The following is a 22,062-nucleotide window of genomic DNA, read 5'->3' on the forward strand; positions in this document are numbered from 1 at the left end:
GTGCGCGAATAGGGTGGCGTATGATTTTCGAGGATCTTCCGACGACCCCGAAGTCGGAGGAACTCATCGACAAGGCGTTCTCGCGCGCGGCGCGGTCGGGGCGAGCGAAGCACGGGCGGGAGGCACAGGAGTCGATGCTGCAGACGGCGTCGAACATCCTCTCGGACAACCTGGAGAACGTGGTGACTGCGTGGCCGGACTTCGGCGAGGTCGACCCGTTCTACTACGAACTCGCGGACGCGGTCGCGGACGTGGACGAGATTCGCGCGAGTCTCTCCGAGGTCGGGTGGGCGTCCCGGAAGACGAAGGAGCTCGGCCGCGAGTACCAGGGGAAACTCCCGGGCGACGTGGACGGCGCGCGGAAACTCCGCAAGCAGGGGTTCGCGCGGATGGGGTCCGTGATGCGGGAGGTCGAGGACGACCTCCAGTACCTGAACGACGCGCGGAACAAGCTCTCGAAGCTCCCCGACATCCGGCCGGACGAGCCGACAATCGTGGTCGCGGGCTACCCGAACGTCGGGAAGTCGTCGTTCGTGAACTCGGTGACGAACGCGCGAAACGAGACCGCGGAATACCCGTTCACGACGACGGGCGTCCGGGTCGGGCACATCGAGCGCGACCACATCCGCTACCAGCTCGTGGACACGCCCGGCCTGCTCGACCGGCCGCGCGAGGAGCGCAACGACATCGAGAACCAGGCGGTGTCGGCGGTCGCGCACGCCGCGGACGCCATCCTGTTCTTCTTGGACGCGAGCGAGACCTGCGGGTACGAACTCGACGACCAGTACGCGCTCCTCGAGGACTTGCGTGAGGATTTCTCGGACGCGCCGTTCGTCGTGGCGTGCAACAAGAGCGACCTCTCCACTGACGCGGACGCCGATTACTACCTGAGCGTGGAGACGGGCGAGAACGTCGGCAGCGTGCTTGCCGCCGCGGTCGACGCCGTGGACTACGACGCGGAACTCCCGTTCGAGAACTAGGTTAGCCGCTCGCGGTGTCTATCTCGATGAACCGTACTTGTACCGCCACGTCAGTGCCGAGCGCGGCGTCTATCCTGTCGTCCAGCACGTCCGCGAGTCCGGGATAGGTGCCACCCGGCGGCGCGCCGACCGTGATGATGACTCGTGTCGGTGACTGCGTGAACACGATTCCGTCCGTGAACTCGACGTCCGCGCTGAGGAAGGTGAGGTCGGCGTACTCGGGCGCGGTGAGCGCGGCCTCGGTCTCCGCGGAGACGGTCTGTTCGGTGTTCGCGTGCTGGTAGGACGCGAGCGTGACGCCGCCGAGGAAGACGGAGAGCACGGCGATAGCGGCGACGAGCGCGCCGACGCGCTTGACGGTCGCGGCGCGGGCCTCGGACTGCCGGAACCAATCTTCGGGGCGATACCCGGAGAGCCAGAGCACGCCGAGCGCGGCGAGGTTGATGGAGAGCATGTTCACGAGCACGAGCACGCCCGACCCGAGCGCCATCGACGGGAGGCCGTACGCGATGCCGACGCCGACGGTGGCGGCGGGCGGGATGAGCGCAACGGCGATCATGACGCCGACGAGCGCGGAGGAGACGCCCGTGGTGAGACTGATCGCGCCGGCGACGCCGGCGCCGAGCGCGACGGCGAGCGAGAGGAAGTCGGGCGCGAGGCGCTCGCGGACTTGGCCGATGGTCGAGGGGTCGAGGCCGGGCGGGATGAGGTTGAGGGTGCGGACGCCGAGCGCGAACACGGCGGCGGCGCCGACAGCGAGACCGAGGCCGAGCGCCTGCATGCGGACGCCCCGCCGGAACAGGTCGCTGTCGTCCACGACCGTGCCGACGCTCGCGGCCATCGCCGGCCCGATGAGGGGGGCGATGACCATCGACCCGACGACGGTCGCGGGGGAGTCGAGGAGGAGGCCGGCAGTGGCGATGACGGCGCTCACGACGGTCATGATGGCGTACGTCGGAACCGCGGACGCGAGGTCGCCCGCCTTCGCCTTCAGTTCCTCGCGCGCGATGCGGTCCTCGCTTCCCTCCTCCTCGTACTCGGCTTGGAGCTGGTCGAAGTGCCGCGATATCACTGTCTCGGCGCTCAGAACGACCGTGTAGGCGTCCTCGCCGAGGCCGACCTCGCGGAGCGTGGCGAGCACGGGTTCGACGGCGTTCGTCGGCAGAGGGAAGTAGACGACGGCGGTGTACTCGCGGCCGCTCACTTCCTCCGTGACGACGTAGTCGACGCCCTCGTCGTCGAGCGCGCCGAGCACCGCGTCCCGCTTGCCCGCGGGAATCGTCACCTGGATGAGTCGCACGACGCCACCGACGGCGCGCGGGGAGAAATGGTTTCGGGGTTAGGCGGCGGTGACAGTGACGGACACCGTGGCAGTGACGGCGACCGAGCTCTCGCGGATTTCGGTGCTCGCGGTCGAGACGCTGCCGCTGTAGACGTAGTTCACGTCGGACGTGGAGACGGCCTGCACGCCCGTGACGCTGAGGTTGGCGGCGTCGGCGAGCGCGTCGGCGTCACCGCGCGCGTCGGCGACAGCCGCGGCGAGCGCCTGGCGGTGGAGGTCCGCGCGGGTTTCCTCGCTGAGCGTGAACTGGACGCCGTCGACGCGGTTCGCGCCGTTCGACAGCGCCACGTCCACGAGGAAGCCGGCGTTCTCCACGTCGTCGGAGGTCACGCGGAACGCGTGGACGCCGCGGTAGGTCTCGCCGGACTCGCGGTCGCGCACGGCGAGGTCGTAGCGCGACTTGACGATGTCCTCGCTCGCAACACCCTGTGATTCGAGCGAACTCGTCAAGTCCGCAGCACCAGCGTCGAGCTGGTCGCGCACGTCGCTCGCGGAGTCACCGGTCGCTTCCACTGCGATGTGGAGGACGACCTGGTCCGGCGTGGCGTAGATGGTTTCCGACCCGGAGACGTCGATGGTCTTCGTCGTCGTGTCGTCGGACGACGCGGCCTGCACGCCGCCGAGGCAGCCGGCGGTCGCGACGAGCACCGCGAGTCCGAGCACGGAGAGCAATTTCTTCGTCATACAGTCGTCGAGACGCCATCACTCGGTATCAACCTCGCTATAACTCAAAGCGCGGCTTGTGTCACGACGGCAGGCTTACCCGCCGGGACGAAATAGAAATAGTATGTTCGAGACGCGGCCCGACCGCACCGACGAAGTCGCCCTCATCGGGCGGTCGAACGTCGGGAAGTCCACGATAATGCGCGAGATAACGGGCCACACGTTCAGCACGGGCGGCAAACCCGGCGTCACCCGGGAGCCGAACCACTACGACTGGGCGAGCGACGACTTCGTCATCACCGACCTCCCCGGGTTCGGGTACATGCAGGGCGTCCCCGAGGAGCGCCAGGAGTCCATCAAAACCGACATCGTTCACTACCTCGAGGAGTACGCGGACAACATCCTCGTCGGCGTCATCGTGCTCGACGGGAAGAGCGCGGTCGACATCATCGACCGCCACACCACCGACGAAAGCATTCCGCACACGGTCGAAATGTACGGCCTCCTCCGCGAACTCGGTATCGACACCGTCATCGCCGTGAACAAGATGGACAAAGTCGACGACAAGGACGAGCGACTCGACGACATCGCCGACCGCTTCGGCCTCCTCCCGCCCTGGAAGCAGTGGACGGACACCATCGCCCCCATCACCGCGAAGAAAGGCAACATCGGCGCGCTGGAGGACGCCATCAACAGTCATCTCGAAGACCACAAGCGCCACGACCTCAAGAAGTTCTTTTAGCCGGCGTTACGCTGTCAGAGCAGCATCTTCGTACACCGGACGAACGTTCAAATAGGAGGGCGCGGCCAGCGGTCGGTATGTTCTGAGAGTCGACGCACGGGAGCGGATTCGGTGAGCGGCGGCGAGTCCCGTGCGCGTGGTGTGCTGCCCGAACGCCCTAGGCGACGCGGTTGACGAACTCCTCGTCCGCGTTCGCGTGGAGGACGTTCTGTCGGACGAGGTCGGCGATGTGCTCGTAGTAGTCGCGCTCGGCGGCGGCGGCGTGCGGGCTGACGAGCACGTCCTCGTAGTCCCAGAGCGGCGACTCGGGGTCGAGGGGTTCGTCCGCGAACACGTCGAGCGCCGCGCCCGCGAGTTCGCCGTCGTCGAGCGCGTCCACGAGCGCGCCTTCCTGCACGACTTCACCGCGCGCGACGTTCACGAGGTAGGCGTCGTCGCGCATCGCCGCGAACTCCTCCGACCCGAACAGGCCTTCGGTCTCGTCGGTGAGGGGACACGCGAGCGCGACGAACCGCGCGTTTTCGATGGCGTCGTGGAGGTCCTGCGGGCCGTATACCTCGCGCGTGTGCGGCGTCTTCACGGGCGTTCGGCGGACGCCGGTGACGCGCATCCCGACGCCGTCGGCGCGCCGCGCGATACCCTGTCCGAGCGCGCCCAGCCCGACGACGGTGAGTGGTTCGTCGAACACCGTGAACGGCTCGTCCCAGTCGGGGCGGTCCCACGAACGCTCGTGTTGGGCGTCCCGGAACGTGTGGAGGCGGCGCGCGAGCGCGAGCATCTGGCCGATCGCGTACTCGCCGACGGACGCGCCGTGGATCCCCGAGCTGTTCGTGAAGACGACGCCGGCGTCCTCGAAGTCGTCGAGCGGGAATCGGTCGTAGCCGGCCTGAATCGAGTGCACCCACTGCACGCTGTCGAGGAAGGCGTCGCGGTGGAGGAAGGTCACGACCGCGTCGACGCTGTCGAGGTCGTCGTCACTGACGATGGACACGTCGGGGTCGACCGATTCGAGCGCGTCGAGCAGTCGCTCCGGCGGGAAGACGATGGAGACGGAGTCGTGGATGCCGAGGTGTGTGACGTCCATGCTCGCGGCTACTTCGGGCGTCCGATTGAACGTTGTGGAACGGGCGACTCGGGAAGAAGGCCTCGTCACAAGGGGCTCGGTGGGGGTAACACCTCGTCACTGTCGCCCACTCGGGGTTCGTCGTCCCGGAGTATAGGCGTTTCACTCCCAGTCCGCGATCCGTCGATGTTCCGCGGCGGCGCGTTCGATGTCGGCGGCGTCGAGCACGCCCGTCTCGGTGACGACGGAATCCACAAGGTCGTTCGGCACGGTCTCGAACAGCGGCGCGGCGACATTGAGGTCGGCGTCCCCGTCGTAGACGAGTGCGTGATCGCTCTCCTCGGTTGGATCGACGCGGTCGGTCGCTATCTTGTCGCGAGCGCAGACGGCGTCGACGGTGACGCCGGCGCGGGCGGCGGCGAGCGCGAGCGGGTACGTGCCGGTCTTGTTCACGAGGCTGCCGTCGGGCTGGACGGCGTCCGCACCGACGATTACGCGGTCCGCGTCCGCGATCAGACCGGGTGCGGCGGCGTCCGTGGTGAGCGTCACGTCGACAGCGGGCGCGAGCGCTTCGGCGACCGTGGTTCCCTCGCGTTCGGGCCGGGATTCGGCGACGATGACGCGGTCGGGGTCGCCGGTTTCGAGCGCACGCTGGACGGTGCCGGAGCGCGAGAGCGTCACGACGGTTTCGTTCGTGAGTCGATCCGCGGCCCGCGCGGCAGCCTGCTCGTCCGCCGCGGCGGCGGCGTCGATGACGGCCTGAACCGCGTCGGCGAACGCGTCGAAGTCGGCGGTCGCCATCGCGCGGTTCACGCGGTTCGTGACGACGCCCATGTCGCGGGCGTCCCGGAGGTCGCGGGCGAGCGCGGCGATGTCGCTTCGGCTGTCGCCGTCGATGGCGGCGTCGCGGAGGACTTCGAGCGCGCGCAGCGAGAGCCACGCGGACCCGTGTTCGCGGTCGTTTCGAACTGTGTCGAGCGTCGGCGCGACTCGCCGATAGGACGTCCAGAGTTCGGGGACGGTGTCGCGGCGTCGTATCTCGACGGGGTTGACCCATTCCCAGTCGGTCGTTTCCTCGTTCGGCGTCATATCTCGGGTCGCGCAGTCGAAGAGCGACGGGTGGACGACCCAGCGAGTGCCGCGCTCGGCGTCGGTGACGGTGAACGGGTCGCCGTGTCGAACGAGCGTGCAAGCGTCGCGGAGCCCCGTTTCCTCCACGATTTCGACCCAGGCCTGTTCGTCGGGTTGGCCTTCGGCGTGGCCAGCGACCATTCCCCAGCGGCCGGTGTAGGAGCCGACGGCGTCGCTTCGCCGGAGGAGGAGCACGCGGCCGCGGTTCCGGAGCACGCACGTGACGACGTGCACTTCGTCCATGCTCGTTCTCGACGCTGCGGCCACATAGGCGGTGAGGCCGGAACATCCGGTACCGCCGTCTCTTTCACGCGACGGCGAGCAGTGGAGGTATGGAAGCGTTCGCAGTGCCCGGCCTCCCCGAAATCGAGGCGGGCGACGACCTCGCGGCGCTCGTCGCGGACCGCGTGAGCCTCCGCGAGGACGACGTGGTGTGCGTGGCGAGCACGGTGGTGTCGAAGGCGGAGGGGCGGACAGCGTCCCTCTCTGAGTATCCGGCGGGGCCGCGGGCGCGTGAACTCGCGTCGCGGCTGGAGTCGGTGACGGGCGAGGAGAAGGATCCGCGGTGCGCGCAGGCGGTCTTGGAGGAGTCCACGGATGTCCTGATGGATGCGCCGTTCCTCCTCACGGAAACCCGGTTCGGACACGTGGGCGTGAACGCGGGTATCGACCGGTCGAACACGGGCGGCGACGACCTGCTGCTGCTGCCGAAACAGCCCTCGAAGAGCGCGAAGCGCATCCGTGAGGGCTTACCGGTGGACTGTCCCGTGCTGGTGACGGACACGTCGGGGCGGCCGTTCCGGCACGGCCAGCGCGGCGTCACGCTCGGCTGGGCGGGGATGCCGGCGTCCCGTGACTGGCGCGGCGAGGCGGACCGGGACGGCCACGAGCTCGAAGTGACGGTGGAGAGCGTGGTGGACGAACTCGCGGCGACGGCGAACCTCGTCTCCGGAGAGGGCGACGGCGGGACGCCCGTGGTGGTGGTGCGGGAGTTCGAGTTCGGCGACCACGACGGCTCCCAGGAGCTCTATCGGGAGGTTTCGGGCGACTTCGTGCGGCAGGCGCTCCGGGGGTGGTCGTATGCGGGGAATTGAGCTCACGCCCGAAATTCCCGTACGCGAGGTGGCGGGATTGGCGGCGCGGGCGGAGGACGCGGGGTTCGACACGGTGTTCGCGTCCGCGCATTACAACAACCGCGACCCGTTCCAGGCGCTCGCGCTCGCGGCGGAGGCGACGGAGTCGGTTCGACTGGGGCCGGGCGTGGCGAACCCCTACGAGACGCATCCGGTGGCGCTGGCGTCCCGGGCGGCGACGCTGGACGAACTTAGCAGGGGGCGCGCGGTGTTCGGCATCGGCGCGGGCGACGCGTCGACCCTGCGGAATCTCGGGGTGGAGCGCGACCGACCGCTCCGCCGGGTGCTGGAGTCGTTCAAGGTCGCGCAGCGGTTGTGGGACGGCGAGCGCGTGGAGCACGACGGGACGTTTGTCGCGCGGGACGCGGGCCTGAACTTCGAGCCGGGCCGGATTCCGGTGTACGTGGGGGCGCAGGGGCCGCACATGCTGCGGATGGCGGCGAAGCACGCGGACGGCGCGCTGGTGAACGCGAGCCATCCGGACGACTTCGCGTGGGCGCGCGATCGACTCGACGAGGGGCTCGGGGAGCGGCCCGACGAGCGGGGCGCGTTCGAGGCGGTGGCGTTCGCGTCGGTGAGCGTCGCGACGGACGGCGAGGCGGCGCGGGCGGCGGCGCGGCCGCCGGTCGCGTTCATCGCCGCGGGCGCGGCCCCGCCCGTGCTCGACCGGCACAGCGTGAGCCACGAGCGCGCGGAGCGCGTCGGCGAGCACATCGAGGCGGGCGAGTTCGACGCGGCGTTCGACGCGGTGTCGGAGCGGATGCTGGACGCGTTCTGCGTCGCCGGCACGCCCGCCGAGGTCGGGGAGCGACTCAACCGAATCCGGGAGTACGTGGACGGCGTGGTGGCGGGGTCGCCGCTCGGCCCGGACCGCGAGGCGGCCATCGAGTTGCTCGCGGACGCGTAGCGGCGACGGTCAGCGGGACCAACAAACATACCTTCGGTGCGCCCGTCCGTGCGGACGATAGTCGCGGCCCGTGTTCACATGACTGACTCCCTCGAATCCCCCTACGCGACGCCCGACGCAGCACCGTTTTCAGCCGCGGACGCCAGCGACCTCGCGCGGTCGCTCGTCGAGAACGTCGAAACCGTCATCGTCGGGAACCGGGACGCCATCGAGCACATCGTCACCGCCGTGCTCGCGGGCGGCCACCTCCTCCTCGAAGACGTTCCCGGCGTCGGGAAGACGATGCTCGCCCGAACGGTCGCGCGCTCCGTCGACGGCGACTTCTCCCGCGTCCAGTTCACGCCCGACCTCCTCCCCGCGGACGTGACCGGGTCGCACGTGTTCAACGAGAAGACCCGCGAGTTCGAGTTCCAGCCGGGCCCCATCTTCGGAAACGTCGTGCTCGGCGACGAGATCAACCGCGCGCCGCCGAAGACGCAGGCGGCGCTGCTGGAGGCGATGGAGGAAGGCCAGGTGACGGTGGACGGAACGACGCACCCGCTCCCGGACCCGTTTACCGTGATCGCGACGCAGAACGCGGTGGAGCGCGACCGCACGTACGAACTCCCGGTGGCGGAGGTCGACCGGTTCACGAAGAAACTCCACCTCGGCTACCCGAGTCCGGACGAGGAGGTCGCGGTCATCGAGCGCGCGGTCGGCGACCACCCCATCGACTCCGTGGACGCGGTGGCGTCCGTCGCGGACCTGCGGCGGGCGCGCGCGACCGCGGCGTCGGTGACGGTGGCGGAGCCGGTGCGGCAGTACGTGACGCGTCTCTCGGGCTACACGCGCGAGCACGCGAGCCTCGGCGTCAGTCCCCGTGGTTCCATCGCGCTCGTCCGGGCGGCGCAGGGCCGCGCGACTCTGGACGGTCGGGAGTACGTGACGCCGGACGACGTGAAGGCGGAAGCGCCGTCCGTGCTCGCGCACCGCATCCGCGCGGACCCGGGCGGCGCGGTCGGCGGCGAGGCGGGGGAGCGAATCGTCGAGCAGGCGCTGTCGCGCGTGGACCCGGAGGCATGAGCGCTCGCCCGACGCGTCGGGGGTGGGCGGTCGCCGCGGTCGCGCTCTCGGGGTTCGCGCTCGGCTGGCTGTTCGGCGGGCGAAGCCTGAACGTCGTCGTGATGCCCGCGGCCGCGGCCGTCGTGCTGACTGGGGTGTACGTCGCGCGCTACGACCGTCCGACGGTGACGCGCACCGTGCCCGAGCACGCCCATCAGGGGGAAACGCGGACGGTCGACATCGCGGTGGACGCCCGCCACGAGTACCCAGTGAGCGTCCGGGAGTCGCTCGCGGACGGCCTCGTCGGGAACGGTCGTCTGGAGACCGTGGCGGACGGCCGCGAGAATTCGTTCGAGATCGAACTCGCGGAACGGGGCGAGCACGGCATCGGTCCGACCGAACTGGTTGCGACGGACCCGTTCGGGCTCTGGTCGCGGACGTTCCGGTACGCGCAGGTCGACCGCGTGACGGTGTTCCCGCGCGTCCACGACCTCACGGACACCGCCGGCCTCCTCACGGGCTACATCGGCGTGACGGACGAACGCGGACAGTTCGAGGGATTGCGGGAGTACCAGCGCGGCGACCCGCTGCGGGACGTGAACTGGCGGGCGAGCGCGAAACGCCCGGGCGACCTCGTCGTGACGACGTTCGCGGGCGAGGGTGCGACGAACCGCGTGGTGGTCGCGGCGGACGCGGGCGGCGGGCGCGCGGACGCGGTCGCGGAGGCCGCGGCGAGCGTCGTCGCGCACCTCCTCGACGCCGGTATCTCCGTCGGCGTCACCACGGCCACGGGGTCAGTGTCGCCCGCGACGGGTGACGCGCACCGGCGCGTCGTCTTCGCGCACCTCGCGCTGCTGGACGACGGCCGTCTCCCGGGCGGTGCCGGCGACGACGCGGACATCGTGGTTCGGTCGGTCGCGGAGCGCGTGGAAATCAGCGCCGGGGACCGCGCGCGCCGGTACCGGGACGTGGTCGGCGCGCGGAGGGCGGACGCATGAGCGACCGGTTCCCGGTGCGGCCGTGGCGGTTCGCCGCGCTCGCGTCCGTCGCGATGGTGACGGCGTCCTTCCTCTCCGTGCTCTACCACGTCGTGGACGTTGTCGGCGGCGTCTCCGTGTTCGGGCCGCTCGTCGTCGCCTCGCTCGCGCTCGCGGTGTTCTTCCGCGCGCTCCCCGAGCGCCTCGCCGCCGCGCTCGCCACCGTCCTGCTCGCGGGCGGACTCGCGGTCTACGTCGTCGTGATGCCGGACGTGTACGCCGCCGCGCTCTCCGGGGAGCGCGTGCTCTCCGACACCATCGCGCTCCTCACCGGCTTCTCCGTGTTGCGGATGGCAGAGGCGGGCGCGTGGGCGCTCGCCGTCACACCCGGGCCCGTCTTTCTGACGTGGTACTTCGCGCTCCGCGAGAACTACGCCGCGAGCGCCGCCGTTGGTGGGCTGACGCTCGGGTTCTTCGTGCTCACCGGCGACAGCGGCGCGGTCGGCACGATGGTCGGCGTGCTCGGCGCGTTCGGCGCGCTCGGGTTCGGCACGCTCGACGTCCACCACGGCCGCCGCCGGCAGGTCGAGGTCGTCGCCGCGGTGCTCGCGGTCGCGGTGCTCGCGTCCGCGACGGTGAGCGCCGTGCCGAGCACGGGCAATCCGCTCGTCCCGCAGTCGGCGACCGCGCCCGAGGGGTCGCTCGCCGTCGCCGGGGACCGCGTCGGCGTCGGCGGGAGTATCACGCTCTCCCCGAAAGTCCAGTTCGTCGTCGAGTCGGAGCAGTCCGAGTACTGGCGGGCGGGCGTCTACGACCGGTTCACCGGCCAGGGCTGGGTGCGCGCAACCGGGCCCGACGAGGGCGGCGTGCTGGACGCGCCGCCCGGACGGACCGAGCGCGTGACGCAGGAGGTGACGGCGCGCCAGCCGCTCGGCGTGATGCCCGCCGCCGCCACGCCGATTCGGGTGTCGGGCGCGGACCACACGGTGAGCGCGTTCGGGAACCCGCGGCCGGACGGCGCGCTCGACAACGGCGACTCCTACACGGTCGAGAGCGCGGTCCTGAACGCGACCACCGCGGAACTCCGGCGGGCGGGGACGGACTACCCGAGCGACGTGCGCGACCGCTACCTCCAGGTGCCTGAGAGCACGAGCGACGCGGTGCGGTCGCTCACCGCGAACATCACCGCGGGCGCGGAGACGCCGTACGCGACGGCGCGAGCGGTCGAGTCCTGGCTGGAGGCGAACAAGGAGTACTCGCTGTCCGTGCCGACGCCGGACGGCAACCTCGTGAATCAGTTCATCCTCGAACAGGAAGCCGGCTACTGCGTCTACTACGCGTCCGCGATGGCCATGATGTTGCGCACGCAGGGCGTTCCCGCGCGGTACGTCGTCGGGTACACGCCCGGACAGCGCGTGAGCGAGGACACCTGGGTCGTGCGCGGCGTCGACTCGCACGCCTGGGTCGAAGTCTACTTCCCGGACACCGGCTGGGTGCGCTTCGACCCGACGCCCGGAAACCCCCGCGAGAGCGTGGAGAGCGAAACCGTCGCCGAGGCCCGCGACGACGGCGTCGAGGGCGTCGACACCGACGGGAGCGAGGACGGCACGTACACCACGACAGCCACGACCACGACGCGGACCGAGAACACGACGACAACGAACGGCTCGACGCAGGTCGGGCCCGGCCTCGACCCCACGCGCGGCATCCGAACCGTCGCCGACCCGGGCGGCGTGAACGTCACCGACCCCGCGGGCGCACAGGGCGGGAGCGGCGGTGACGGGAACGGCGGCGTGCTTCCCGACGTACCGCCCGGAACCGCGGCCGTCTGGACGATACTGGTCGGCGGACTGCTCGCCGCCGCCCATCGCTCCGGCGCCGCCGCGCGCGCGTACCGGTTCGTCTGGATGCGCACCAGTCCGCGCGGCAGCCCCGAGGAGCGCGTCGTCGGCGCGTTCGAGCGCACGCTCTACCTCGTCGAGCGCACGAACCGCCCGCGGAAGCGCGGCGAGACGGTGACCGAGTACTTGGACGCCGTGCACGCCGACCGCCGCGCCCGCGAACTCGCCACGCTCCGCGAACGCGCTACCTACGGCGGGAGTGTCACAGCGGCGGACGCCGACCGCGCGACCGCGCTCGCCGCGGCCCTCGTTTCGGAAACCGGCCGAGAGACGCGTCCGGCGACACTGTTTAATAGGACGATTTCCTACTTCAAACCGTAATGTCGGAAGTCTGCTCGACGTGTGGATTGCCCCAGGAACTATGCGTCTGTGAGGACGTCGCTAAAGAGTCCCAACAGGTGTCAATCCGCATCGACGAGCGCCGCTACGGAAAAGAAGTCACCGTTATTCAAGGACTCGACCCGAAAGACGTCGACCTCGACAGCCTCTCGTCGGACCTCAAGTCCAAGTTCGCATGCGGAGGCACCGTCGAAGACGGTGAAATCGAACTCCAGGGCAATCACTCCGGTCGCGTCGAGGACTTCCTCCGCGACAAGGGATTCAACGTCGCCTAACGACCTTTTGCGCTGCGTGCGCCCTTCGGGCGCACTCGGCAAAATCTCGGGCAAAAGCGCTGCGTCGCTCCTGTGCGCCTTCGGCGCGTAGTCGCTCCTTGGCCCGAGCGCTCCGCGCTCGGAGAACCGCTTCACTCAGGCTCTTCGAGCCATTCGCTCGCGGAAAGTCGCCGCGTGTCTTAGTAGAGGCCGGGTACGCGCTCGTTTCGTTATCTGCAGGCTCGTATGGAGGACGACCTCGCGTCGAACGACGGTACGGGGTTAGAACGGACTCTGCGGGCCTTCGTCGGCCTCGCGGTCTGCCGTGTTGGAGTCGAGCGGACCGTTCCAGGCGTCGAGGCCGCCGGCGAGGCTCTCGACGGGCGTGTCCTCGCTGATTCCCTCGTAGGACTTGATGAGCGATGCGGCCTGCACGCTCGATTTGCCGTGCGGGCAGACGGTGACGACGTGGCGTGCGCCGTCGAGCGCGTCGACGCGCTGCGGGAGTTCGTTGAACGGGATGTTCTCGCTGCCGGGGATGTGGCCGTGGTCGAACGCGAGGCTGTTTCGGATGTCCACGACCCTGATGTCGTCGCCGAGCCGTTCTTCGAGTTCGTCGGGCTCGATTTCGCCGTCCATACGCATCGAGTGGGTGGTGAGTCGGTTAAGCGTCGCGGTCAGGGCAGGTAGTTGTCCGCGCTCGCGAGCAGGAGGCCTTCGAGCGTCGCGTCGTTCGCGGGCTGTTCGGCGCGAGCGCGGGCGAGCGCGTCGGCTTGCGGGACGCGTTCGACGGTGAGGAACTCGTTGTTGTCCAGTTCGCGTCCTTCGGCGGATTCGCTGAGCCCCTCCGCGACGACGATGCCGCGGTTGTGCCGGAGGACGCCGGTCGCGACCGCGAACTCCTCAACGAGGGTGACGGATTCGGCATCGTAGCCGGTTTCCTCGCGGAGTTCGCGGCGCGCGGCGGCCTCGTAGGACTCGTCCTCGACGATGCCGGCGACGAGTTCAAGGCAGTGCGCGTCGATGACGGGGCGATATTGGGAAACCATCACCACGTCATCGTCGTCGAGCGCGACCACGACGACGGCGTCCGGGAGGGACGCCCAGTAGTAGTTCTTCTCGCTGCCGTCCGGCTGTTCAAGGCGGTCGTAGCCGCCGGTGTACCACGGCGTCTCGTACTCCGTGACCGACTCGCGGAGCGTCCAGTCGTCCATGTGCGAGTGTTCGCCGCGGAGACCATGAACACACTTATTCGGCGCGCGCCGCGACCTGCGTGTATGAGCACGCCCGCGGTGTCGGAGAGCGAGGGACGGTACGTGAGCGCCATCCTCCTCGCGAGCGAGACCGCTGGCCGCCCCGCGAAGACCGGGGAGCTCGCGGAGGAACTGGACGTGAGTCCGGCGAGCGTCACGGAGCGAATCGGAACGCTCGCGGACCGCGGCCTCGTCGCGTACGAGCGATACGAGGGCGCGACCCTCACCGAGGAGGGCGAGGCGGTGGCGCGCGACCTCCTCTGGAAGCGCTGTCTCGCGGAGAACCTCGTGGACGACGAGGACGCGGACGTGACGGCGTTCGGGCACGCGCTCTCGGGCGAGGTCGCCGCGGCGCTCAAGTCGTTCATCGACCATCCGTGTTCGGGCGAGTGCGACGCGCCGGACGCGGAGTACAGCGAGTGTCAGTCGTCCGTCCGGAGCGCGTCCCGGTAGTACTTCCCGTGGACGATGCGGCGGAGGGTGCCGCGCGCGGCCGCCGGTTCGTTCTGGTATGACGCCGTCACGACCGTGTCCTCGAATTCGACGACGTGCCAGGCGACGTGGTCGACATCGTCGCTTCCGTTCTCCGCGACCTCGTAGTCGGTTCCGTCGAGCCATTCCTCGAACTCGTCGCGGGTGCCGGAGTGGACTCGGAGGAGGTTCGCGAACAGCGCGTCCCGCGCGGTCTCCACGACCTCGCCGGTGACGCGCTCGCCGTACTCCTCCTTGCTGAACTCCATCGCCTTCGCGACCTCGCGGGTGACGTTCTGCGCGGCCGGCCCCACGTCCTCGTACGCCGCGCGAACCTCGCCGTCCGTCTCGGGCGCGAGAATGCCGTGCGTCTCCATCACTCTTCGTCCCCCTCTCGCATCTCCTGGGTGAGTTCCATCGCCTCCTCAACGATTGCCTGCTCGTCGCCGCCGAGGTCGTCGCGGCCGTACCCACCCTCTTGCGCGAAGTGCTGTTCCGCGTGCGCGTGCTCGCCCTCCTCGAACTCCACGTCGGACTCGGGCGCGTACTCGACGACGACCGCACCGAGTTCGGACTGACTCATCTCGTTCCAGTCGGGCGCGTGCTCGTCCAGCCACGCCTCGTGGTCGGCCTCGTCCAGCATCGCCGCGAACGCGACGTGGTTCGCGAGATGGTCGGCTTCTGCCTGCGGCACGCCACAGACGGGACACTCGTAGCCACTCATGGAGAAGACTGGGAGCGCGAGACACTAACTACTCGTGGTTCGCGAGTCGCGCGACCATCACGAACGCGTCCTCGCCGTCGGCGTAGTACCGGTCAAGCGTCCGGTAGTACTCGAAGCCGCGTTCGCGGTAGAGGGAGATTGCGGGGTCGTTCGACCGACGGACTTCGAGTTTCGCCGAGCGCGCGCCCTGCGCGCGGAGCACGGCGAGGCCGCGGTCGACGAGCGCGCCGCCGAGTCCATCGCCGCGGTCGTCGGCGTGGACGGCGAGGTCCTTGATGTGGCCGAGCGGCCGGCCGTGGTTCGGGATGGTGTCCGCGACGACGAACCCCGCGAGCGCCGCGGCCTCGGGGCGTTCCGCCACCAGAAACCCGGGTTCGCCGAGGTAGCGTTCGAACGCCGAGAACGGCCACGGCTGCTCGAACGCCTGTTTCTCGATGCGGAACACGTCCAGCAGGTCGCCCTGGTCGGCTTGTCGAATGCCCGCGTGCTGGAACGGGTCCCCCGATGCCATACCAGAATCGTTGGTGTGGCGCGGGTAAATGGCCTGCGGCCCTACTCGCGGGCGACGTACGCGTAGAGCGCGGCGACGAACACGCCGCCGACGACGGTGGCGAGCGTCCACCGCAGTCCGGACTCGGGCGCGTGCTCGTCCGAATCGACGTTCACCCAGACGACTGACAGCAGCCAGAGAGCGAAGACGACGTAGACGGCGCGAGCGTGTGGAATTATCGAGTCCGCGAGCAGGAACTCCATACAGGAATGGAGGGCGAGCGCGCACGTATAGGTGGCGCTGTCGCTACGCGACGTGAAAGATAGAGAGAAGGTGTGGCGTTAGTCGTCCGCGGGGGACGCCGTGCCGCTGTCGTCGCCGTACTGCTGCTTCGTGAGGGAGAGCTTCCCACCGGCGGCGAGAATACGGCGTTCGCGCTCGGACGCGTCGAGGTTGCCGGTCGCCTCCCAGTCGTCGTTCACGCGGACCGTGAACTCCTCCTGGCCGGACCGGACGGCTTCTTCGACGTCGTCGACGATTTCGATGTCGTCGCCCTGTTCGATCTTCGCGTAGGCGTCCTCGTCAATGGTGAGCGGGAGGAGGCCGAAGTTGAACAGGTTCGCCTTGTGGATGCGGGCGAAGGACTGCGCGAGCACGCCCTCGATACCGAGGTACATCGGGCAGAGCGCCGCGTGTTCGCGCGAGCTCCCCTGACCGTAGTTCTCGCCGGCGACGAGGAAGCCGCCGTCGGACTGCTTCGCGCGCTCGGCGAACGTGTCGTCGACGCGCGAGAGCGTGAACTCGGAGAGTTTCGGGACGTTCGAGCGGAACTTCAGGATGTCGGACGTCGCCGGGATGATGTGGTCCGTGGTGATGTTGTCCTCCATCTTGAGGAGGGCTTCACCTTCGAGGTGGGCGTCGAGCGGGTCCTTGAGCGGGACGTCGCCGATGTTCGGGCCCTTGATGAGGTCGTCGTCGACGGCCTCGTCGGGGCTGATGATGTCGGGGTCGTCCTGGCCCATGCCGGGGCTGTACGTCGAACCCATCTCGAGGCCGGGGGCTTCGAGGTCGCCGAGTTCGTCGGCGAGGTCGCGGGGGTCGACGATTTCGCCCGTGATGGCCGCGGCCGCGGCGACCTCGGGGCTGCAGAGGTAGACGGAGTCGTCCTCGATGCCGGAGCGACCCTCGAAGTTCCGGTTGAACGTCCGGAGGCTGACGGAGTCGGAGGCGGGCACGTGACCGATACCGATACACGCGCCACACGTCGCTTCGCTGAAGTTGACGCCGGCCGCCATCATCTCGGCGGTCCAGCCTTCGCGGGCGAGCATCTCGCTCGCCTGCTTGGAACCGGGTGCGACGATCATCTCGGTGTGCTTCGCGACCTCGCGGCCCTCCACCATCTTCGCGGCGGGGAGGATGTCCTCGTACGCGCCGTTGGTGCAGGAGCCGACCATGACCTGTTCGACGTCGACGCCCTCGACTTCGCGAACGGGCACGACGTTGTCGGGCATGGACGGTTCCGCGATGAGCGGTTCGAGGTCGGAGAGGTCGATGGTGACCGTGTCGGCGTACTCCGCGTCCTCGTCCGGGGAGAGTTCGACGTACTCGTCCTCCCGGCCGATCCGGGAGAGCCAGTCCTTCGTCTTCTCGTCCGTGCCGAAGATGCTGGAGGTCGCGCCGAGCTCCGTCCCGAGGTTCGTGATGGTGGTGCGCTCGGGGATGGTGAGGGATTCCGCGCCCTCGCCCGTGTACTCGAAGATCTTGCCGACGCCGCCCTTGACGGAGAGGCGGCGCAGCATTTCGAGCGCGATGTCTTTCGCGGTCGCCCACTCGGGGAGTTCGCCTTCGAGCTGGACGTTCACGACTTCGGGGACCTCGACGTAGTACGCGCCGCCGCCCATGGCGACTGCGATGTCGAGGCCGCCTGCGCCGATGGCGAGCTGGCCGAGGCCGCCGGGGGTCGGCGTGTGGCTGTCGGACCCGAGGAGGGTCTTGCCGGGTGCGGCGAAGTTCTCCTTGTGGACCTGGTGGCAGATGCCGTTCCCGGGCCGGGAGAAGTACGCGCCGTACGTGCCGGCTGCGCTGCGGAGGAAGCGGTGGTCGTCCGTGTTCTTGAAGTCGAACTGGTACGTCTGGTGGTCGCAGTACTGCGCGGCGAGTTCCGTCTGGACTTCGTCGAGTTCGAGCGCCTCGAACTGGAGCCAGACCATCGTCCCTGTCGTGTCCTGAGTGAGGACCTGGTCGATCTCGAGGCCGACTTCTTCGCCGGTCTCGAGTTCACCCTCGACGAGGTGGTCGTCGAGGATTTTTTCGGTAATCGTCTGTCCCATAGCGTCCGAAACTCCACTGTCTACGATTATAAATCCCGCGTGTTTCAGGACGGGCGTATGTTCCTTATACACACGGAGGGAGTGCGTATGAGGGCGGTTATCAGGCGTTTAGAGGAGTGCGACGACGGCGGCGAGTGAGAGCGTGCCGACGACGAGGAGGGTTGTGGCGACGACAGCGACGGGCCGCAGGCCGGCGGTGCGGAAGGCGTCCAGTCGGAGGTCGAAGCCGAGGCCGGCGAACGCGAGGAGGAAGCACGCCTCGGAGAGCGCGTCGAACCCGGACCTGACGGGGGCGGGGAGGACGCCGGTGGCGGCGAGCGCAGCGAGTGCGAGAAAGCCGACGAGGAACCCGGGAATCCCGCTAGTGAGCGCGCGCAGGGGGCGGTCAGCGTCGGCGTGTCCGACGGCGTAGAAGAGGGCGAGGACGCCGATGGCGGTGTTCCGGACGAGCTTCGTGACGGTCGCCCACTGGCCCGCGAGAGGGCCGTATGCGAACCCGGCGGCGGTGACGGGGCCGGTGGAGAACATCGCGAGGCCGGCCCAGACGCCGAACTCGCGGGGCGTGAGCGCGAGCAGGTGGCCGAGCGCGGGGAAGACGGCGAGTGTGATGGCGTCGAAGAGGAGGACGGTGGCGGCGGCGTACGCGACGCGCTCCTCGGCGGCGTCGATGCTTCCGGCGACGGCGGCGACGGCGGAGACTCCGCAGACGCTCGCGCCGGCGGCGAGCAGCGACCCGGATTCGCGGGAGAGCCCGGCGACGCGCGCGCCGAGTTCGGTGACGAGGACGGACGCGGCGACGACGGCGGCGACGAGCAAGAGGACGAGCGGGCCGACCGCGGCGAGCGCGCCGAGGCCGAGGGTCGCGCCGAGCGCGACGATACCGGCTTCGAGGAGGCGGCCGTGGAGCGCGAGACCGGGGGCGAGCGCGTCGGGTGTCGGGAAGGCGTTCGCGGCGACCGCGCCGAACGCGACCGCGAGGAGGAGCGGACTGCCGACGCCGACCGCCCGCGATACGGCGACGGCGAGGGCGGCGACGGCGACGAGGACGAGAAAGCCGGGGGCGCGCCGGCGGACGCATTCGCGCATCGCGTCGACGGACGGCGGGCGGACGGGAGTGCGTGTCGATTCGACACGCCTAACCGGGTCGTGGCGGAGTACGCGGTATGTTCGAGAGTGGCGCGTACGTCGCGGCGGCGCTGGGCGGCGTGGACGACGAGCAGGTGCAGCCGAACGGCGTCGACCTGACGCTCGCGGGCGTGTACGAGCAGACGATCCCCGGGCGAATCGGAACCGATGGGAAAGAGGTGGGCGACCGGCGGGCGGTCGACGCGGACGACGACACCTACCGATTGGAACCGGGCGGGTACGTCGTGGAGTACGCGGAGACCGTTCGCATCCCCGAGGAGCACGTCGGGTTCGTCTACCCGCGGTCGAGCCTCCTCCGGAACTCCTGCATGCTCAACACGGCGGTGTGGGACGCGGGCTACGAGGGGCGCGGCGAGGGCTTGCTCCAGGTGCATCACGCGGTCGAACTGGAGGCGGGGGCGCGCATCGCCCAGCTGGTGCTCGCGGACGCGGAGCACGAAGAAATGTACGACGGGAGTTATCAGGGCGAGCGGCTCTAGTTCGTCGCTTCGTCCGGGACGGTGATGTCCGTCTCGGTGCCGTACTCGCTGAACGTGATGGTGAGCGTCTGGTCGATGGTCTGCCCCTGAATCGTCGCGCTCATGTCGAGCGTCGCCTTCCGGATGCGGTGGGTGTCGACGGCGACGTACTGCGTGACAGAAACCGAGTCGACGGTGGCGTCACCGCCGACGGAGCTCTGGTTCTCGATGTAGCCCGCGACGCGCTCGGGGTCGGGCTGGACGGAGAGCGCGTACGTCTCGACGCCGTCGACGGTGGTCTTGTTCAGTACGGTGACCTCAGCGCCGGTGAGGAACTGGACTTGGCGGTCGACCGGCGTGTTGGTCCACGTTCGCTCGGGCGCGGGCCGGGTTTGCCAGACGCCCTGCGAGTGGATGTACGCGGTGTCGTTGGCGATGTATGATTTGGTTGTCGCGGAGGTCGACTGGTCGCCGCGGGTGGCGGTGGCGTCGCTCTTCTGGTACATGCGCTCTGCGGTCGTGTTGACGACGCCGGTGAGGTCGATGTCGGTCTGGACGTTCCCGAGGTCCTGCTGGAGGTCAGCGGAGAACTCGTAGCTCGTGACGGTCGTCATCGCGTCGAGCGTGTCAGCCTGGACCGCGTCGGCGTCGGCGTCCACGTTCGACGTGGTGTCGGTGGGTGACGAGTCGGTGAGGCCGGCGCAGCCGCTGAGCGCGACCAGGCCCGCGAGGAGGACGAGGGCGACAGTACGTCGATGCATACACGTACACGGGAAGCCGTCAACCGCTTGTAGCTTACGCCTTCGTTACTCGTCGACGGGGAGGCGGACGTGGAACGCGGCGCCGCCGAGGTCGTCGGCGCCCTCGACGGTGAGCGCGCCGTCGTACGTCTCGACGATGCGGTGACAGAGGTTCAGTCCGACGCCCGTTCCCCCGCTGTCGACGCCCTTTTCGCCGAGGTCGAACACGTCGTCCCTGCGTTCTGGCGGGACGCCGGGGCCGTTGTCGGCGACGGTGACGACGACCGTGTCGCCGTCGCGCTCGCCGGACACGCGAATCCGCGGAGTGGCGGTGTCGTTGTGTTCGACGGCGTTCGAGAGGAGGTTCTGGAACACGTCCGGAAGGAGGTCGTCGCCGAGCACGTCCACCGCGGGGAGCGGCGTGTCGAGTTCGAACGCCGCGCTCGGGTAGGTGTCGCGGGCGTCGTCCACCGCGTCCTTCACCACGGGGGCGAGCGCGACGGGTTCGAGGTCGCGGTGTTCGCCCTCTACGGCTTTCATCAGCGAGCGCATCGTCTCGATGCGTTCTTCCATGTCGTCCGTGCGCTCGGTCAGCGTGTCGAGGTACTCCTGTGCGTCCGCGTCCACGTGCTCTTCGAGGACGGTGGCGCGGGCGTTGATGACGTTCACGTCGTTCAGGAGGTCGTGGCGGAACGTGCGCGCGAGCAGTTCGAGGCGTTCGTGCTGGTCGCGCAACCGGGCTTCGCGGTCGAGGCGTTTCCGCGTCTCGCGGAGGTGGGTGCCGAGGAGTTCCGCGGCAGTCACTTGGGAGTGCTCGAAGTCGTCGCCCGCGCTCGCCTGGAGGACGGCGTCCGTGCCGACGGGGACGGTGAGCACGGTCGCGCCGTCGACCTCGCGGGTGGTCGCGCCGCCGTCGGTCGGGACCGCGCCGGGTTGGGTGCGGTCGATGCTCGGCCAGTCGAGCGCGTCACGGGTGCCGCGGGCGGCGACCACGTCGCCGTCGACGACGACGCAGCCGCGGTCGAACCCGACGGCGGTGCGGAGTGCGTTGAGCGTGCGGTCGTACGCCTCTGTCTCGGTGTCGGCGGCGGAGAGGTCGGAGGCGACCCGGTGGAGATGTTCGAGGCGTTCGCGGGCGGCGGACTCCCGGGCGAGCTGTTTCTGCTCGGTGATGTCCGAGATGCGGACGTGCGCGCGAACGGCGTCCTCGGTGGTGATGGGCGTGGCGTTGACGAGATACGTGTGGTCGCCGGCGGGGCCGTTCCACTCGAACTCGACGGTGTCACCGTCGGCGAGCGGGTCGGCGATCGAGTCGTACGTGCCGTTCACGCCGGGTGCGGCGTCGAGAACGGCCGCTACGTCGTCGTACTGCGTGCGGAAGGCGTCGTTCGCGGACTCGACGACGGGGCCGTCGTCGAACCGGACGGTGGCGATTGCGTCGTCGGCGTTCTCGTAGAGCGCGGACAGCCGGTCGCGTTCGAGCGAGAGCCGGGAGTCGTTGCGGCGGCGGCGGGAGTCGTAGATGCCGATGCCGAGCGCGACGACGCCGCCGAACACGACGGCGTCGAGCGCGATGAAGTAGGGTTTGAGGTCGTTCTGGACGAACTGCTGGATGCCGAGCACCCACGCGCAGAGCACGGCGAACGCGACGATGACGCCGAGCGACCACGCCGCGGCGTTCACGACGTACGTGTCCTCCCACTCTCGCGTGTACAGCCAGACGCCGCCGATAGCGAGCGTGAGCGCGAGGACGAGGCCGGGCGAGTTCTCGAACAGCGTGGACCACAGCGGCTTGGACGGCGGGTTCGCCCAGTCGTCGAAGATGTCGAGCAGCGGGAACCAGAGGAGGCCGACGCCGAGCGCGCTGACGAGGCCAGCGGACGTGACGCGTCGGAACGAGGGAGCCATCATCGAACGTAGAGGAATTCGTGTCAAAAGCCTGTGGGCCGAATCCGCCCCGGCCCGACAGCCTAATTG

General features: G+C 69.3%; 24 protein-coding genes. 10 read left to right on the top strand and 14 right to left on the bottom strand.

Annotated features, from left to right (window positions below; genetic code table 11):
* Positions 1–20 precede the first annotated feature (20 nt).
* Entirely contained in the window at positions 21–980 is a 960-nt protein-coding gene (locus ACOZ4O_RS06850) for an NOG1 family protein (RefSeq protein WP_424524564.1), read from the top strand.
* 1 nt (position 981) lies between these two features.
* Here the strand turns inward: ACOZ4O_RS06850 and ACOZ4O_RS06855 are convergent, their stop codons facing one another.
* Together ACOZ4O_RS06855 and ACOZ4O_RS06860 are read right to left on the bottom strand one after the other, a co-directional pair.
* Positions 982–2,280: a TIGR00341 family protein gene (locus ACOZ4O_RS06855; protein WP_424524565.1), complete on the bottom strand. Its 1,299-nt coding sequence runs from the start codon at positions 2,278–2,280 to the stop codon at positions 982–984.
* 39 nt (positions 2,281–2,319) lie between these two features.
* Positions 2,320–3,006, bottom strand: a complete 687-nt coding sequence (locus ACOZ4O_RS06860) for an SIMPL domain-containing protein (RefSeq protein WP_424524566.1) — start codon at positions 3,004–3,006, stop codon at positions 2,320–2,322.
* 103 nt (positions 3,007–3,109) lie between these two features.
* Between ACOZ4O_RS06860 and engB the strand changes: the two genes are divergently transcribed.
* The gene (gene engB, locus ACOZ4O_RS06865) at positions 3,110–3,727 is read left to right on the top strand and encodes a GTP-binding protein EngB (protein ID WP_424524567.1); all 618 of its coding nucleotides are present in this window, start codon (positions 3,110–3,112) and stop codon (positions 3,725–3,727) included.
* 157 nt (positions 3,728–3,884) lie between these two features.
* Here the strand turns inward: engB and ddh are convergent, their stop codons facing one another.
* Together ddh and ACOZ4O_RS06875 are read right to left on the bottom strand one after the other, a co-directional pair.
* Entirely contained in the window at positions 3,885–4,811 is a 927-nt protein-coding gene (gene ddh / locus ACOZ4O_RS06870) for a D-2-hydroxyacid dehydrogenase (protein ID WP_424524568.1), read from the bottom strand.
* Positions 4,812–4,952: 141 nt separating this feature from the next.
* Positions 4,953–6,164, bottom strand: a complete 1,212-nt coding sequence (locus ACOZ4O_RS06875) for an NUDIX domain-containing protein (protein ID WP_424524569.1) — start codon at positions 6,162–6,164, stop codon at positions 4,953–4,955.
* Positions 6,165–6,253: 89 nt separating this feature from the next.
* Here ACOZ4O_RS06875 and ACOZ4O_RS06880 point away from each other — a divergent pair, with 89 nt between their 5' ends.
* From ACOZ4O_RS06880 to yciH, 6 genes are all read left to right on the top strand, one after another.
* Positions 6,254–7,015 (top strand): coenzyme F420-0:L-glutamate ligase, encoded by a 762-nt coding sequence (locus ACOZ4O_RS06880; protein WP_424524570.1) that lies wholly within the window; start codon positions 6,254–6,256, stop codon positions 7,013–7,015.
* Positions 7,002–7,961 (top strand): 5,10-methylenetetrahydromethanopterin reductase, encoded by a 960-nt coding sequence (locus ACOZ4O_RS06885; RefSeq protein ID WP_424524571.1) that lies wholly within the window; start codon positions 7,002–7,004, stop codon positions 7,959–7,961. Before ACOZ4O_RS06880 ends, ACOZ4O_RS06885 begins: the two co-directional genes overlap by 14 nt.
* 78 nt (positions 7,962–8,039) lie before the next feature.
* Positions 8,040–9,023 (top strand): AAA family ATPase, encoded by a 984-nt coding sequence (locus ACOZ4O_RS06890; protein ID WP_424524572.1) that lies wholly within the window; start codon positions 8,040–8,042, stop codon positions 9,021–9,023.
* Complete coding sequence (locus ACOZ4O_RS06895) at positions 9,020–10,000, top strand: DUF58 domain-containing protein (RefSeq protein WP_424524573.1); 981 nt, start codon at positions 9,020–9,022, stop codon at positions 9,998–10,000. Before ACOZ4O_RS06890 ends, ACOZ4O_RS06895 begins: the two co-directional genes overlap by 4 nt.
* The gene (locus ACOZ4O_RS06900) at positions 9,997–12,201 is read left to right on the top strand and encodes a transglutaminaseTgpA domain-containing protein (RefSeq protein WP_424524574.1); all 2,205 of its coding nucleotides are present in this window, start codon (positions 9,997–9,999) and stop codon (positions 12,199–12,201) included. The genes ACOZ4O_RS06895 and ACOZ4O_RS06900 overlap by 4 nt, the downstream gene beginning before the upstream one ends.
* Positions 12,201–12,494: a stress response translation initiation inhibitor YciH gene (gene yciH / locus ACOZ4O_RS06905; protein WP_424524575.1), complete on the top strand. Its 294-nt coding sequence runs from the start codon at positions 12,201–12,203 to the stop codon at positions 12,492–12,494. The genes ACOZ4O_RS06900 and yciH overlap by 1 nt, the downstream gene beginning before the upstream one ends.
* A gap of 261 nt (positions 12,495–12,755) precedes the next feature.
* Here the strand turns inward: yciH and ACOZ4O_RS06910 are convergent, their stop codons facing one another.
* Positions 12,756–13,112, bottom strand: coding sequence for a rhodanese-like domain-containing protein (locus tag ACOZ4O_RS06910; RefSeq protein WP_424524576.1), 357 nt, complete (start codon positions 13,110–13,112; stop codon positions 12,756–12,758).
* A gap of 38 nt (positions 13,113–13,150) precedes the next feature.
* Positions 13,151–13,687 (bottom strand): NUDIX hydrolase, encoded by a 537-nt coding sequence (locus ACOZ4O_RS06915; protein WP_424524577.1) that lies wholly within the window; start codon positions 13,685–13,687, stop codon positions 13,151–13,153.
* A 63-nt stretch (positions 13,688–13,750) separates the two neighbouring features.
* On the opposite strand from ACOZ4O_RS06915, the gene ACOZ4O_RS06920 reads away from it, so the two are divergent.
* Positions 13,751–14,179 (top strand): metal-dependent transcriptional regulator, encoded by a 429-nt coding sequence (locus ACOZ4O_RS06920; RefSeq protein WP_424524578.1) that lies wholly within the window; start codon positions 13,751–13,753, stop codon positions 14,177–14,179.
* On the opposite strand, the gene ACOZ4O_RS06925 is transcribed toward ACOZ4O_RS06920, so the two are convergent.
* The 6 genes from ACOZ4O_RS06925 to ACOZ4O_RS06950 form a co-directional block, all read right to left on the bottom strand.
* Complete coding sequence (locus tag ACOZ4O_RS06925) at positions 14,149–14,574, bottom strand: DUF5809 family protein (protein ID WP_424524579.1); 426 nt, start codon at positions 14,572–14,574, stop codon at positions 14,149–14,151. The genes ACOZ4O_RS06920 and ACOZ4O_RS06925 overlap by 31 nt on opposite strands.
* Positions 14,574–14,921: a DUF5810 domain-containing protein gene (locus ACOZ4O_RS06930; protein WP_424524580.1), complete on the bottom strand. Its 348-nt coding sequence runs from the start codon at positions 14,919–14,921 to the stop codon at positions 14,574–14,576. Before ACOZ4O_RS06930 ends, ACOZ4O_RS06925 begins: the two co-directional genes overlap by 1 nt.
* A 28-nt stretch (positions 14,922–14,949) precedes the next feature.
* A complete protein-coding gene (locus ACOZ4O_RS06935) occupies positions 14,950–15,432 on the bottom strand; it encodes a GNAT family N-acetyltransferase (protein ID WP_424524581.1) in 483 nt (160 codons plus the stop codon).
* A gap of 41 nt (positions 15,433–15,473) precedes the next feature.
* Positions 15,474–15,674, bottom strand: a complete 201-nt coding sequence (locus tag ACOZ4O_RS06940) for a hypothetical protein (protein ID WP_424524582.1) — start codon at positions 15,672–15,674, stop codon at positions 15,474–15,476.
* Positions 15,675–15,752: 78 nt separating this feature from the next.
* Positions 15,753–17,741, bottom strand: a complete 1,989-nt coding sequence (locus ACOZ4O_RS06945; protein ID WP_424524583.1) for an aconitate hydratase — start codon at positions 17,739–17,741, stop codon at positions 15,753–15,755.
* Between the two features lie 108 nt (positions 17,742–17,849).
* Positions 17,850–18,827 carry a YeiH family protein gene (locus ACOZ4O_RS06950; protein WP_424524584.1) on the bottom strand — a complete coding sequence of 326 codons (978 nt, stop codon included), beginning with the start codon at positions 18,825–18,827 and terminating at the stop codon, positions 17,850–17,852.
* Between the two features lie 77 nt (positions 18,828–18,904).
* On the opposite strand from ACOZ4O_RS06950, the gene ACOZ4O_RS06955 reads away from it, so the two are divergent.
* On the top strand, positions 18,905–19,366 hold the full coding sequence (locus ACOZ4O_RS06955) for a deoxyuridine 5'-triphosphate nucleotidohydrolase (protein WP_424524585.1): 462 nt from the start codon (positions 18,905–18,907) through the stop codon (positions 19,364–19,366).
* On the opposite strand, the gene ACOZ4O_RS06960 is transcribed toward ACOZ4O_RS06955, so the two are convergent.
* Both ACOZ4O_RS06960 and ACOZ4O_RS06965 read right to left on the bottom strand, forming a co-directional pair.
* Positions 19,363–20,106 (bottom strand): DUF6612 family protein, encoded by a 744-nt coding sequence (locus tag ACOZ4O_RS06960; RefSeq protein WP_424524586.1) that lies wholly within the window; start codon positions 20,104–20,106, stop codon positions 19,363–19,365. The genes ACOZ4O_RS06955 and ACOZ4O_RS06960 overlap by 4 nt on opposite strands.
* A gap of 45 nt (positions 20,107–20,151) precedes the next feature.
* Complete coding sequence (locus ACOZ4O_RS06965) at positions 20,152–21,993, bottom strand: sensor histidine kinase (protein ID WP_424524587.1); 1,842 nt, start codon at positions 21,991–21,993, stop codon at positions 20,152–20,154.
* Between the last annotated feature and the right edge of the window lie 69 nt (positions 21,994–22,062).

It is taken from the genome of Salarchaeum japonicum, assembly GCF_049705945.1.
Taxonomy (GTDB): domain Archaea; phylum Halobacteriota; class Halobacteria; order Halobacteriales; family Halobacteriaceae; genus Salarchaeum; species Salarchaeum japonicum_A.

Bases quoted from the DNA above. Each gene is read 5' to 3' on its own strand.
- ACOZ4O_RS06850 (WP_424524564.1), top strand. From the start codon at position 21: ATGATTTTCGAGGATCTTCCGACGACCCCGAAGTCGGAGGAACTCATC.
- ACOZ4O_RS06860 (WP_424524566.1), bottom strand. From the start codon at position 3,006: ATGACGAAGAAATTGCTCTCCGTGCTCGGACTCGCGGTGCTCGTCGCG.
- engB (WP_424524567.1), top strand. From the start codon at position 3,110: ATGTTCGAGACGCGGCCCGACCGCACCGACGAAGTCGCCCTCATCGGG.
- ddh (WP_424524568.1), bottom strand. From the start codon at position 4,811: ATGGACGTCACACACCTCGGCATCCACGACTCCGTCTCCATCGTCTTC.
- ACOZ4O_RS06875 (WP_424524569.1), bottom strand. From the start codon at position 6,164: ATGGACGAAGTGCACGTCGTCACGTGCGTGCTCCGGAACCGCGGCCGC.
- ACOZ4O_RS06880 (WP_424524570.1), top strand. From the start codon at position 6,254: ATGGAAGCGTTCGCAGTGCCCGGCCTCCCCGAAATCGAGGCGGGCGAC.
- ACOZ4O_RS06885 (WP_424524571.1), top strand. From the start codon at position 7,002: ATGCGGGGAATTGAGCTCACGCCCGAAATTCCCGTACGCGAGGTGGCG.
- ACOZ4O_RS06890 (WP_424524572.1), top strand. From the start codon at position 8,040: ATGACTGACTCCCTCGAATCCCCCTACGCGACGCCCGACGCAGCACCG.
- ACOZ4O_RS06895 (WP_424524573.1), top strand. From the start codon at position 9,020: ATGAGCGCTCGCCCGACGCGTCGGGGGTGGGCGGTCGCCGCGGTCGCG.
- ACOZ4O_RS06900 (WP_424524574.1), top strand. From the start codon at position 9,997: ATGAGCGACCGGTTCCCGGTGCGGCCGTGGCGGTTCGCCGCGCTCGCG.
- yciH (WP_424524575.1), top strand. From the start codon at position 12,201: ATGTCGGAAGTCTGCTCGACGTGTGGATTGCCCCAGGAACTATGCGTC.
- ACOZ4O_RS06910 (WP_424524576.1), bottom strand. From the start codon at position 13,112: ATGGACGGCGAAATCGAGCCCGACGAACTCGAAGAACGGCTCGGCGAC.
- ACOZ4O_RS06915 (WP_424524577.1), bottom strand. From the start codon at position 13,687: ATGGACGACTGGACGCTCCGCGAGTCGGTCACGGAGTACGAGACGCCG.
- ACOZ4O_RS06920 (WP_424524578.1), top strand. From the start codon at position 13,751: ATGAGCACGCCCGCGGTGTCGGAGAGCGAGGGACGGTACGTGAGCGCC.
- ACOZ4O_RS06925 (WP_424524579.1), bottom strand. From the start codon at position 14,574: ATGGAGACGCACGGCATTCTCGCGCCCGAGACGGACGGCGAGGTTCGC.
- ACOZ4O_RS06930 (WP_424524580.1), bottom strand. From the start codon at position 14,921: ATGAGTGGCTACGAGTGTCCCGTCTGTGGCGTGCCGCAGGCAGAAGCC.
- ACOZ4O_RS06935 (WP_424524581.1), bottom strand. From the start codon at position 15,432: ATGGCATCGGGGGACCCGTTCCAGCACGCGGGCATTCGACAAGCCGAC.
- ACOZ4O_RS06940 (WP_424524582.1), bottom strand. From the start codon at position 15,674: ATGGAGTTCCTGCTCGCGGACTCGATAATTCCACACGCTCGCGCCGTC.
- ACOZ4O_RS06945 (WP_424524583.1), bottom strand. From the start codon at position 17,741: ATGGGACAGACGATTACCGAAAAAATCCTCGACGACCACCTCGTCGAG.
- ACOZ4O_RS06950 (WP_424524584.1), bottom strand. From the start codon at position 18,827: ATGCGCGAATGCGTCCGCCGGCGCGCCCCCGGCTTTCTCGTCCTCGTC.
- ACOZ4O_RS06955 (WP_424524585.1), top strand. From the start codon at position 18,905: ATGTTCGAGAGTGGCGCGTACGTCGCGGCGGCGCTGGGCGGCGTGGAC.
- ACOZ4O_RS06960 (WP_424524586.1), bottom strand. From the start codon at position 20,106: ATGCATCGACGTACTGTCGCCCTCGTCCTCCTCGCGGGCCTGGTCGCG.
- ACOZ4O_RS06965 (WP_424524587.1), bottom strand. From the start codon at position 21,993: ATGGCTCCCTCGTTCCGACGCGTCACGTCCGCTGGCCTCGTCAGCGCG.